The sequence below is a fragment of the Azospirillum terrae genome (genome assembly GCF_053470425.1).
Map to the genome: position 1 here is coordinate 1 of NZ_JBPXMR010000017.1, position 11,883 is coordinate 11,883.

Annotated in this window: 10 protein-coding genes and 1 rRNA gene; 5 read left to right on the forward strand and 6 right to left on the reverse strand. The window is 67.5% G+C overall.

The annotated features are described in order from the left end of the window. Window positions 1–109 (reverse strand): 16S ribosomal RNA (locus tag ACSVDD_RS26485); the annotation flags it as partial. A gap of 707 nt (window positions 110–816) precedes the next feature. Here ACSVDD_RS26485 and ACSVDD_RS26490 point away from each other — a divergent pair. Next, the gene (locus tag ACSVDD_RS26490; RefSeq protein WP_448192428.1) at window positions 817–2,193 is read left to right on the forward strand and encodes a peptidoglycan DD-metalloendopeptidase family protein; all 1,377 of its coding nucleotides are present in this window, start codon (window positions 817–819) and stop codon (window positions 2,191–2,193) included. Window positions 2,194–2,202: 9 nt separating this feature from the next. Here the strand turns inward: ACSVDD_RS26490 and ACSVDD_RS26495 are convergent, their stop codons facing one another. The 3 genes from ACSVDD_RS26495 to motA all read right to left on the reverse strand — a co-directional run bounded on the left by ACSVDD_RS26495 (window position 2,203) and on the right by motA (window position 4,262). Continuing rightward, a complete protein-coding gene (locus ACSVDD_RS26495) occupies window positions 2,203–2,376 on the reverse strand; it encodes a hypothetical protein (protein WP_448192429.1) in 174 nt (57 codons plus the stop codon). 62 nt (window positions 2,377–2,438) lie between these two features. Beyond that, window positions 2,439–3,386: a lipid II:glycine glycyltransferase FemX gene (locus ACSVDD_RS26500; RefSeq protein WP_448192430.1), complete on the reverse strand. Its 948-nt coding sequence runs from the start codon at window positions 3,384–3,386 to the stop codon at window positions 2,439–2,441. Between the two features lie 15 nt (window positions 3,387–3,401). Beyond that, complete coding sequence (gene motA / locus ACSVDD_RS26505) at window positions 3,402–4,262, reverse strand: flagellar motor stator protein MotA (RefSeq protein WP_448192431.1); 861 nt, start codon at window positions 4,260–4,262, stop codon at window positions 3,402–3,404. Window positions 4,263–4,745: 483 nt separating this feature from the next. Between motA and ACSVDD_RS26510 the strand changes: the two genes are divergently transcribed. After that, window positions 4,746–5,768: an amino acid ABC transporter substrate-binding protein gene (locus ACSVDD_RS26510; protein WP_448192432.1), complete on the forward strand. Its 1,023-nt coding sequence runs from the start codon at window positions 4,746–4,748 to the stop codon at window positions 5,766–5,768. A gap of 67 nt (window positions 5,769–5,835) precedes the next feature. Here the strand turns inward: ACSVDD_RS26510 and ACSVDD_RS26515 are convergent, their stop codons facing one another. Beyond that, window positions 5,836–7,677, reverse strand: coding sequence for a phosphoenolpyruvate carboxykinase (GTP) (locus ACSVDD_RS26515; protein WP_448192522.1), 1,842 nt, complete (start codon window positions 7,675–7,677; stop codon window positions 5,836–5,838). 356 nt (window positions 7,678–8,033) lie between these two features. Further along, the gene (locus ACSVDD_RS26520) at window positions 8,034–8,858 is read right to left on the reverse strand and encodes a HugZ family pyridoxamine 5'-phosphate oxidase (protein ID WP_448192433.1); all 825 of its coding nucleotides are present in this window, start codon (window positions 8,856–8,858) and stop codon (window positions 8,034–8,036) included. 188 nt (window positions 8,859–9,046) lie between these two features. On the opposite strand from ACSVDD_RS26520, the gene ACSVDD_RS26525 reads away from it, so the two are divergent. The 3 genes from ACSVDD_RS26525 to ACSVDD_RS26535 all read left to right on the forward strand — a co-directional run bounded on the left by ACSVDD_RS26525 (window position 9,047) and on the right by ACSVDD_RS26535 (window position 11,874). Next, on the forward strand, window positions 9,047–9,751 hold the full coding sequence (locus ACSVDD_RS26525) for a response regulator transcription factor (RefSeq protein WP_448192434.1): 705 nt from the start codon (window positions 9,047–9,049) through the stop codon (window positions 9,749–9,751). Continuing rightward, window positions 9,720–11,414, forward strand: coding sequence for a stimulus-sensing domain-containing protein (locus tag ACSVDD_RS26530; protein WP_448192435.1), 1,695 nt, complete (start codon window positions 9,720–9,722; stop codon window positions 11,412–11,414). Before ACSVDD_RS26525 ends, ACSVDD_RS26530 begins: the two co-directional genes overlap by 32 nt. A 109-nt stretch (window positions 11,415–11,523) precedes the next feature. Next, window positions 11,524–11,874 (forward strand): hypothetical protein, encoded by a 351-nt coding sequence (locus tag ACSVDD_RS26535; protein WP_448192436.1) that lies wholly within the window; start codon window positions 11,524–11,526, stop codon window positions 11,872–11,874. Window positions 11,875–11,883: the final 9 nt, after the last annotated feature.

The following is an 11,883-nucleotide window of genomic DNA, read 5'->3' on the forward strand; positions in this document are numbered from 1 at the left end:
CCACGTGTTACTCACCCGTGCGCCACTAAGGCCGAAGCCTTCGTACGACTTGCATGTGTTAGGCATGCCGCCAGCGTTCGTTCTGAGCCAGGATCAAACTCTCAGGTTCAATTCGCCGCCCCGCCCGAAGGCCGGAGGCAATTGATAAGGGTCGCCAAAGCGACATTCCTTACACCTAAGCGCGATACTGTTTCGTCTCTTGCTTGGCTTGTCGGATGCGCTCCGATCGATCCTTGCATTGTGCCGTGTCCTCTGAAACCCGAGAACCCCGACCAGCAAAGCCGACCGCCTGCGCATCCCTTCTCACAACACGGTATTCAATTGTTCAAGATCCGGGCCGCTCCGTCAGCCGGAGCGACAGCGGCCCGAGCCTGCCCCTTTCGGAACCGGCGGCGGAGCCGCGAATTGTCTCGTGTGGACCCAGAGACGAAAAGCGCAACGCCGAACCGGCGCCGCTTTCTGCGGAGAACCGCAACCCTCTGGGCTTATCCCGACCCGCCCGCCTCTCAGTGGAGGCCGCCGCGTCGGTGAGCGGTTTATAGGGGGAGCTCCGGGGAACTGGCAAGCGCTTTTTTCAGTTCCATGACGAATTTCTGGCAAGACGGCGTAGGCCGACCGACAGAGCCCTCCCATACCTCCTCCGGGAAGGGGCCGGGAAAGGGCTGGGACACCTCCTCCTTCTGACGGTTGTGCGTTGACAGTGCCAAGCACCGCGAGCATGGTCCGAGAAGAAGGATCTATGACAACCCTGTAGAAGCGCGCGCGTGCACGCAGGGGGTGATCCGGTTGCGGCGGGGTAATCAAAGGAGGGTGCCGGTGCGTCTGAGGGTCGTCAGCCTCCCCGCGCTTGCGTTGCTTGCGTCCGGCATAGCCGGTGTTCTGATTCCCACGTTTCCCCTCACCGCCTCGGCTCAGGAGGAGAGTGCGCCACTCGATGCCGCCCAGGCCGGAGCCGCACAGGCCGAGACCGTCCAGGCAGAAGCCACACCGGCCGCGACGGCGCCGGCCGAAGATGGGCCGGCCGAAGGCGGGCTGGACCGCCGCGTCGTGTCGGTCGGGCGCGGCGACACCTTGATGGACCTGCTCACCGGCGCCGAGGTGCCGCGCGCCGAGGCCGATGGCGCCATCGCCGCGCTGAGCGGCGTCTACGATCCGCGCAAGCTCAAGGTCGGCCAGCAGGTCACCGTGCTGTTCGAGCCGCGGCGCGGCGGCTCCCGCCGCTTCGTCGGGCTGGAGCTGACGCCTGACGTGGTGCGTTCGGTCAGCGTGGCGCGCACCGGCGACGCCGGCTTCGAATCCGCCGAGGTGAAGAAGGAAGTCCGCCGCGAGCAGGTGGCGGCCGAGATGGACATCCGCTCCAGCCTGTTCGAGGCGGGAAACGGTGCCGGCGTGCCGGTGTGGGTGATGCTGGCGGCGATCCGCACCTATTCCTATGAGGTCGATTTCCAGCGCGACCTGCAACCGGGTGACCGCTTCAAGGTGCTGTACGATCGCCTCGTCACGGCCGACGGCAAGGTCGCCGGCGAGGGCGAGGTGCTGTTCGCCTCGCTGACCGTCGGCGGCGAGGAGCTGTCGATCTACCGGCACAAGACGCGCGACGGCCGGACCGACTATTACGACCGCGATGGCGAGAGCATCCGCCGCGCCTTGCTGCTGACGCCCATCGACGGCGCGCGGCTCACCTCCGGGTTCGGCATGCGCATGCATCCGATCCTCGGCTACAGCAAGATGCACAAAGGCGTCGACTTCGGCGCGCCGACCGGCACGCCGATCTACGCCGCCGGCAACGGCGTCATCGAGGAGATCGGGCCGCACGGCGCTTACGGCAACTATGTCCGCATCCGTCACAACACCGAAGTCACCACCGCTTACGCCCACATGAGCCGCTTCGCCAAGACGGTGCGGCGCGGCAGCCGGGTCGAGCAGGGCGACGTGATCGGCTATGTCGGTGCCACCGGCCGGGTCACCGGCGCGCACCTGCACTACGAAGTGCTGAAGGCCGGCCATCAGGTGAACCCGAAGGCCGCCGACCTGCCGACCGGCGAGAAGCTGCAAGGGCGCGAGTTGCAGGCGTTCGAGCAGACCGTGCGCGCCACCGACCGCACTTACGCCGAGGCCAAGGCCGGGATGCAGTTCGCCCACACCGCCGACACCAAGCTCGACAAGGCCTGCACCAACGTTGCGACGTGCTGACGACTGATATCAGCGATCCTCGTGCAGCAGCCGCTTGATGGCGCGGGCCAGCATTTCCAGGCCCTTGTCCTCGCTCGCCATCTTCTGGATGCGGTCGCGCACCGCCGACACCTGCGGTTTGCGCTCCGAGGCGCGGACGATGGCCTTGTAGGCGTCCTCGGGCTTGATGTCGTCGTCGGCCATGATCGGCTCCGTGGGCTTCGATCCATCCTGCGCCGTGGTCCCCGTCCCGCGCAAGGACCGGATCAGCGGAACAGGCCCACCGTCTCGGTGGCCTCGCCGCCGGTGCCCAGCTTGAACTCGGTGACGCCCGGCGCGGTGTCGGGGTTGATGCCGCCGAGGTCGAGCCAGCGGAAACCGCGCTCGCGCAGATGGCCGATGGCCCGCCACAGCACGAGGCGCATGGCGCCGGCCTTCTTGCCCGCGTCGTTCGACCAGCCGATCTGGTAGGTCGCCGCCTTCCCGTGGCCGAGCAGCAGCGCCGCCGCCACCGGAGTCGTCCCGTCCAGCGCCGCCGCCATCAGCACGCCGTCCGCCTTGTGCAGCGCATTGCGCAGCCGCACCGACAGGCGGCCGGACATCTCGCGGTAGTGCTTGGCCTGCGCCTGATCGTGCTCCTGCTTGGCGAGCCAGGGCAGGTTCTTGGCCTCCGGATCGAGGTCGAGGACGAGGCCGGCCTTCTCGGCGCCCTTCAGGCGCTGCCGCCAGTCACGGGCCAGCACGGCGCGCAGATCCTCGTCGGGCTTCGACAGGTCGATCCACACCGTGCGGTAGCCCGGCCCGGTGCGGCGGAATCCGCAGCGCAGCAGCAACGCCTCGGTCTCCGGCGACGCGATCAGTTCCGGCAGAAAGCTGAAGCGGTTCAACGGGTTGTCCGGGCACTCGCGGCGCAGCCGGCGCAGCACGGCCTCCAGAACGTCCTCGGATGGCGCACCGTCGAACCACAGCGGGCCGCGGTGCAGCTGGCGATGATGGAAGAGCTTAAGGGAGCGGCGCTCCAGCACCTGGACCATGCCGATGGGCCGGCCATCCTGCTCGATCATGCCGAGGCGCGGCACGTAGCCGTGCGTCTTACCCATGGCCTGGGCGTAGCCGAAGCACTGCGGCAGGGTGGAGCGCGGCACGCGCGCGAAGGCCGCGGCCCACTCGGCCATCGTGCCTTCGTTCCAGACGATGCGGACGTCGCAGGACATGAAGGGCCGGCGTCCTTAGGCGGGCGGCAACGCCGCCGTCGCTTCTTCGACCTGGGTGAAGCTTGGCCGGTATTCGGGTTCGAGCACGTTGCGCGCGTACTCCACCGAGATCGCCGGCGCGTAGCCCGAGAGGTGGGCGAGCAGGCCGGTCTTCATGCACTGATAGTACTTGCCCTCGGCGTGATAGATGTTCTTCAGGCCGGACGCGATCGGCCCGACGAAGCCATAGGCCACCAACACGCCGGTGAACGTGCCCACCAGCGCGCCGCCGATCAGCTTGCCCAGCACCTCCGGCGGCTCGGTGATCGAGCCCATGGTGTGAATCACGCCCAGCACCGCCGCCACGATGCCCAGCGCCGGCACGCCGTCGGCGACCGCTTGGATCGCGTCGGACACGCGCTGGTGCTCGTGGTGCATGGTCTCGATGTCCTCCTCCATGAGGTCGACCAGCTCGTGCGGGTTGTCGGCGCCGAGCGACATCAGGCGGAGATACGTGCAGAGAAACGCGATGGCGTGGTGGTCGCCGTAGAACTTCGGGAACTGCTGGAACAGCGGCGAATCCTCGGGCTTCTCGATGTGCTGTTCGAGGGCCAGGAGACCCTTGGTCTTCGCGATCTTGAAGACCTGGTACATCATGGTGAGCAATTCGAGATAGCTCTCCTTGTTGTACTTCGATCCCTTGAAGAGGTGCCCCATCTCCTTGCCGGTGTGCGAGATGACTCCCTTGGGATTGCCGATGAAGTACGCGCCGGCCGCGGCGCCGAGGATGATCAGGTACTCGAACGGCTGCCACAGCACGCCCATGTGGCCGCCACCCGCGATGTATCCGCCGAACACGCAGGCGATCACAACGACGAAGCCGATGATGACGAACATGTTCCAGATCCCCTAGCGCTCTACCGATCCCGACAGCACGTTCGCCACGCCGACGCCGGCCGAATCGCGAGCCCGGATGCGGGCCCGTGTGCCATGGACAACAATGGCCGACTCAGGCGTTGAAGCTTGGTAAATTCCGCAGGACATGAGGCCACACACGGCCGGATGGCCGTGGATGTCACGGGATTCTACCGGGTTGGCCGAAGCCTGTCACGAAGGGAGTAGGCCGGGTGGGATGATGACCGGCACAGCATGCAAACGGAAGAGATGATCCGTCAGGACTTTGGAAGTGCAGCCCCTTGGCATCAACAAATATTTGCAAAAACCCGCCGCGCACACATGCGATATGCAGCATGACTACGCTCAATTTGGATCAATGAAAACTCTCATGGGGTAAGGTCTTGCTCAGACCAGCGCCATTCTGGAAATTTTAGACAATGTGTGTGATGCTTGCAAAAAGGCAAATATTGAGGAGGTCAGACAATGCAGACCACTCTCCGCCTGATAGCAACCATCGCCCTCCTGCTCGCCACCGGCACCGGTTCAGCGTCGGCGCAAAGCACGCTCGACCGGGTCAAGCAACGCGACAGCCTGTCCTGTGGCGTCAGCCAAGGTCTCGGCGGCTTCTCGCTGGCGGACAGCGCTGGCCGCTGGACCGGGTTCGACGCCGACGTTTGCCGGGCTCTCGCGGCGGCGATCTTCAACGACCCCAACCGGGTGCGCTTTGTCCCGCTGTCCGCGAAGGACCGCCTGACCACGCTTCAGGCCGGGGACATCGACGTGCTCTCGCGGACCACGACATGGACCATGGGCCGCGACGTGGGGCAAGGGCTGAACTTCACGGCCGTCAGTTTCTATGACGGGCAGGGCTTTCTGGTGCGGCAGTCCAAGGGGGTGCAGTCCGCCAGGGATCTCAAGGGTGCCTCGATTTGCGTCTCGCAGGCCAGCACCCACGAACTGAACCTCGCCGACTATTCGCGGATGAACGGGCTCGACTACAAACTGGCGGCGTTTCCCACCACCGACGAGATCAAGTCCGCCTATGAGGCCGGGCACTGCGATGCCTGGAGCGGCGACCTCTCGCTGCTTTCGTCGGTGCGCCTCACCCTTGCCAGCCCCGGCGAGCACCGTCAACTGCCGGACGTGATTTCGAAGGAGCCGTTGGGTCCGTGGGTGCGGCATGGGGACGATCAGTGGTTCGACCTCGTCCGCTGGACGATCTTCGCCCTGCTCGACGCGGAGGAGTTAGGGGTGACACAGGCCAACGTGGAGGACATGCTGTCGTCCAGCAACCCGGAGGTCCGGCGCCTGCTCGGCGTCGAAGGCTCCTTCGGGGAGACGCTCGGCCTTACGCGCGATTGGGTGGTGCGGGTCGTGAAGAATGTGGGCAATTACGGGGAGAGCTTCGAACGGAATCTCGGAACCGGCAGCCCATTGAACCTCCCCCGTGGCCTGAACCAGCTCTGGTCGAAAGGCGGCCTGCAATACGCACCGCCAATCCGCTGAAAAAGCCACAAAGAAAAAGGGCCGCCCAAAGGCGGCCCTTTCCCCGGAACAAACGCTCAGCCCGAGATCAGGCCGACTTCCACACCGCGGGGGCGTCCTCGAGGCGCTTCAGCAGGGCCTGACGCTCCTGCTCCAGTTCCACGGGGAGGTGCTTGCCGAAGCGGTCGAACAGCTCCTGCTGGTCGCGCGCCTCGTTCTTGGCCTCCTCGCGGTCGACGTTCATGATCTTCGCGAACTTCTCCTGCGGGAAGTCCAGGCCGTCCCAATTCAGGTCCTGATAGCGCGGCATCAGCCCGAACGGGCTCTCCACCGCGTCCGCCGCACGGCCGCGGACGCGGTCGACGATCCAGCGCAGGACGCGCATGTTGTCGCCGAAGCCCGGCCACACGAACTTGCCGTTCTCGTCCTTGCGGAACCAATTGACGCGGTAGACCTTCGGCAGGGCCTTCACCTTGCCCTCGAAGCTCAGCCAGTGGTTCCAGTAGTCGCCCATGTTGTAGCCGCAGAACGGCAGCATGGCGAACGGGTCGCGGCGGATGGCGGCCTGACCGACCGCGGCGGCGGTCGCCTCGGAGCCCATGGTCGCCGCCCAGTACACACCCTGCTTCCAGCTCGTCGCCTCGAACACCAGCGGGAAGGTCTTGGACAGACGGCCGCCGAAGATGAAGGCCGAGATCGGCACGCCGGCCGGATCTTCCCACGCCGGGTCGATGGACGGGCACTGCGCCGCCGGAGCGGTGAAGCGCGAGTTGGCGTGCGCCGCCGGACGGCCGGACTCCGGGGTCCAGTCCTTGCCCTGCCAGTCGATGAGGTGCGCCGGCGGGGTGTCGGTCAGACCCTCCCACCACACGTCGCCGTCGTCGGTCAGCGCGACGTTGGTGAAGATGACGTTGTGGTCCAGCGTCTTCAGCGCGTTCGGGTTCGACTTGATGCTGGTGCCCGGCGCCACGCCGAAGAAGCCGGCCTCCGGGTTGATGGCGCGCAGCGTGCCGTCCGGCTGCGGCTTGATCCAGGCGATGTCGTCACCGATGGTGCGGACCCTCCAGCCCTCGAACTCCTTCGGCGGGACCAGCATGGCGAAGTTGGTCTTGCCGCAGGCCGACGGGAACGCGGCGCCGACGTAGGTGCGCTCGCCCTCGGGGCTCTCGACACCGAGGATCAGCATGTGCTCGGCCAGCCAGCCCTGCTCGCGGCCCATCGCCGAGGCGATGCGCAGCGCGAAGCACTTCTTGCCCAACAGCGCGTTGCCGCCGTAGCCCGAACCGTAGGAGACGATGGAGTGCGTCTCGGGGAAGTGGACGATGTACTTGTGGTCGGCGTTGCACGGCCAGGCCACGTCCTTCTGGCCCTCGGCCAGCGGGGCGCCCACCGAGTGCAGGCACGGCACGAAGTCGGCGTCGCCCAGCTCGTCCAGCACGGCCTGACCCATGCGGGTCATGATGCGCATGTTGACGGCGACGTACGGGCTGTCGGAGATCTGCACGCCGATGTGCGAGATCGGCGAGCCGAGCGGGCCCATGCTGAACGGCACCACGTACATGGTGCGGCCGCGCATGCTGCCGTCGAACAGGCCGTCCAGCTTGGCCTGCATCTCGGCCGGGTCCATCCAGTTGTTGGTGGGACCCGCCTCTTCCTTGGTCTTCGAGCAGATGTACGTGCGGTCCTCGACACGCGCGACGTCACCCGGATCGGAGCGGCAGAGGAACGAGTTGGCGCGCTTCGCCGGGTTCAGCCGGATGAACGTGCCGGCCTCGACCATCTCGTTGCAGAGCCGGTCGTACTCCTCCTGCGAACCGTCGCACCAATGCACCCGCTCCGGCTTGCACTTGAGCGCGATTTCCTCGACCCAAGCCAGGAGCTTCTTGTTCCTCGTACGTGCAGTCATCTCAGCCTCTTTGCCTTTCGCCAGCCGCCCTGCGGTTCCCCGCGGCAGCCTGCCGGCCAAATCCAATGTTTGCCACGGCGGTCTCCGACGGAGCACCGCCTCCCGTTTGTCTCCGACCCGCAGGCGGAACGCCGACGAACCGAAACCCTACACCGCGCCGCCCGCGCCGAACCCGTCGGGGCCGGCAAGGATGGCGGGTCCCACCGCGACACCTCGCGCCGTCATGCGGCGCCCGGCGTTCGGGGTGGTCAGCCTGAAGCCCTGAGGGCCATAGCGGCTGCCGGTCGGTCCGAAGTGGTCCACTGTCCTGGTCTCCTGGTTGCGCTGGTTCTTTTTTCCATGCCGCTTGTGCGGCTTTATCGTTCTTGGCGTGGAGGTAATCAACTGTGAGGGGGCGGATGGCCCACCCCGGCCGCGTCCTGACGCTGGCGCCGGGCGCGCACGGCAAGCCGGATCAGCTCCGCCTTGGCTCCCTCGCCGTCGTGGACGCGGTGTTCGAAGTCGAGGCGGCCGATGGCGCCGCCGCGGCGGAGGTCGACGCCCTCCGGGTCGATGCCCGTCACCGTCCAGCCCTCGTCGCCGGGCAAGCCCAGCAGGACGCCGGCGAACAGTTGCACGGCGTCCGATTCCTCTTCGTTCATGTGGCGGACAAGGTCGGCCTCCCCCGCCGCGAGGCCGGCGGGCACCGCGGGCAGCAGCAGGTCGGCGGCGCCGATCCAGTGGATGCGGCCGAACCCGGCGACGAGATGGGCGCGCTCGACCTCCACCCGGTACAGGGCGAAGTCGGCGAAGCCGGCGTACAGCGCGGCGTCCGGGTGGCGGGCGAGGTAGCGGTCGCGGTGGCGCGGCTCGTCGCTGGGGACGGCGCGGCCAAGCACAGAGACGCGGGCTCCGGCCAGCGGCTGTGCCAGCCCGGCGGTGCCGTCGAACAGCAGGCCGACGCGGGAATCGGCGAGGATGTTCTGGGTGTGGTCGGCCAGTCGCGAAATCAGCAGCAGCGGCGTGCCGTCGTGGTCGAGGGCGGTGAGCGCAAGCGACGGGTACGGCCAGCCGGCACCATCTCGCTGCCCGGTGGCGAGCGCCGCCCGGTCGGCGCCGCGCAAAACGCGACGCGCGGACTCGCCGGGTGAATCGGCCTGATCGACCGAATGGCTGTCCGCCGGCCCCCTGGATTTGGGTCCGCTGGAGTCTGCTGTTGAACTCATGTCTTTTTTGAGTGCGTCCGCCCGTGCCGCGGAGTTTCCTCCGCTGCCGTTTTGATGCCATATTGGCGCGGAGAATGCCCTTTAGAAAGTGAAAACTGCCGGGTTATGCGTTTGCACCGCAACAATCGGGAAGGAAGTTGCCCGGAAGCGTTGGCATCCGGGCTGTGGCAACGAAGGGACGCGACTTCATGGCGCAGATCATTGCGCTCGTCGATGACGACCGGAACATCCTCACCTCGGTGTCCATGGCGCTGGAGGCGGAGGGCTACGAGGTGCGCACCTACACCGACGGCAGCGAGGCCCTGCGCGGCCTGACCCAGCGCCCGCCGGATCTGGCCGTGCTGGACATCAAGATGCCGCGCATGGACGGGCTGGAGCTGTTGCAGCGCCTGCGCCAGACCACGCAGATGCCGGTCATCTTCCTGACCAGCAAGGACGACGAGGTGGACGAGCTGATGGGCCTGCGCATGGGCGCGGACGACTACATCAAGAAGCCGTTCTCCCAGCGCCTGCTGATCGAGCGCATCCGCGCCCTGCTGCGCCGCGAGTCGCTGGCCCGCGACAAGGACGCACCCAGCGCCGATCCCGGTCAGGTGCTGACCCGCGGCTCCATGCTGCTGGACAGTTCGCGCCACGCCTGCACTTGGAAGGGCCAGCCCATCGACCTGACGGTGACCGAGTTCCTGCTGGTCAAGGCGCTGGCCCAGCGGCCGGGCCACGTGAAGAGCCGCGACCAGCTCATGGACGCCGCCTATGGCGAGCACGTCTACGTCGACGACCGCACCATCGACAGCCACATCAAGCGCCTGCGCAAGAAGTTCAAGGCGATCGACGCGGAATTCTCACAGATCGAAACCCTCTATGGCGTCGGTTATCGTTACAAGGACCAGTGAGCGCCCGGCCCGCCGGCCGACGCCCCAGCCCGGACGGCGCACGCTGTCGCCGCTCACGCTGCGCGTGCTCGCCGTCAACGTGCTGGCGCTGGCGCTGCTGGTCGGCGGGCTGCTGTACCTCGGCCGGTACCAGGACCGCCTGATCGACGCCGAGATGGAAGCGCTGGAAACCCAGGCGCGCATCTTCGCCACGGCGCTCGGCGAAGGCGCCGTGCAGCGCGCCGACCCTGCCGCCGACAGCCCCGGCGAGAGTTACGAGCTGTCGCCCGAGCTGGCGCGGCAGATGGTGCGCCGTCTGGTCGAGGCGACCGAGACGCGCACCCGCCTGTTCACCCCCGATGGCGCCCTGGTGTCGGACAGCCGCGTGCTGACCGGCTCGCCCGGCACCATCCAGATCGTCGAGCTGCCGGCGCCCGACGACAGCGGCCCGCTGACCCGCGCCGCCGTGTACCTCTATAATTGGGCCACCGACACCATCCCCGGCCGTGACGCGTTCCCGCTCTACCGCGAGCAGCCGGGCCAGAAGGCGAGCCAGTACCCCGACGCCGAACGCGCGCTGGCCGGCGAGGAATCCTCAACCGTCTGGCGCACCGAGCGGCCGGGCGAACGGCCGGGGCTGATGTTGACCGTGGCGATCCCGGTGCAGCGCTACAAGCAGGTGCTGGGCACCGTCATGCTGTCGCGCGGCGGGGCGGAGATCGACGAGGCGATCCGTTCGGTGCGCTTCGACATCCTGCGCGTCTTCGTGCTGGCGCTGGGGGTCACGGTGCTGCTGTCCTTCTATCTGGCCGGCACCATCGCGCAGCCGATCCGCCGCCTTGCCATCGCCGCGGATCGCGTGCGCTCCGGCCACGGCCGGCAAGCGGAGATCCCCGACTTCACCGCGCGCGGCGACGAGATCGGCGATCTGTCCGGCACGCTGCGCGATATGACCGCGGCCCTGTGGGCGCGCATGGACGCCATCGAGCGCTTCGCCGCCGACGTGGCGCACGAGATCAAGAACCCGCTGACCTCGCTGCGCAGCGCCGTGGAGACGGTCAACCGGGTCAACGATCCCGACCGCCGCGAGCGGCTGATGGCGATCATCGCCGACGACGTGCAGCGCCTCGACCGGCTGATCAGCGACATCTCCAACGCGTCCCGCCTGGACGCCGAACTGTCGCGCGCCGAACCCGAGCCGGTGGACATCGGCGCCATGCTGGCGATGCTGGCCGACATCCACGCCGCGACCGCCGCAGCCTGTGAGGACGGCCAGCATCCGCGTCTGACCGTGACCATGCCGGCCGGCGCCGACCTGACGGTGCCGGGGCTGGAGGGGCGGCTGACCCAGGTGTTCCAGAACCTGATCGCCAACGCGGTGTCGTTCTCGCCGCCCGGCGGCGCCGTGCACATCGCCGCGCGGCGCGACGGGCCGGAGGTGGAAGTGACCGTCGCCGACTCCGGGCCGGGCATCCCCGAGGGCAAGGAAGAGGCGATCTTCGAGCGCTTCTACACCGAGCGCCCGGCCGGCGAGAAGTTCGGCACCCACTCCGGCCTGGGGCTCAGCATCTCCAAGCAGATCGTCGAGGCGCACGCCGGCAGCATCACCGCGGCCAATCGCCGCGACCCCGCCGGAGAGGTGGCCGGCGCGGTGTTCACGGTGCGGTTGCCGGTCGCCGCGTGATCTGCATCATTGGTGCGGTATCGTCTGAAGGGTAGACTCCCAATCGAATGACTCGAGCCGGCGGGCCGCGATGCGGGACCCGTTGGCTTTCGGGAGCAGAGGGGAGCCCATGGCCAGCAGCAGCGCCAAGCTCGTGGATTTCAACCGCTACCGATTGGCGCGGCTCATTCGCGACGCCGGCCGCCAGCAGGGCGAGTTGGCCCAGATGATGCGCGCCGCCACCGTGGAGCGCACCCAGCTTGCCGAGGCGCTGAACGGCGCCCAGCGCCACCTCGCCCGCATCGCCGATTCCTATAAGGTGCTGCTCGGCCGTCTGGCGCAGGAGAAGGACTTCCGCGAAGCCTGTCTGGCCGCCACCGAGCTGGAGGATCTGGACGAGATGATCCGTCGCCGCGACGAACTCGCCAAGCAGCTGGAAGATATCCGCCGCGACTCGCGCCAACCGCTGCTTGTCGATTAGTCCTTCCCG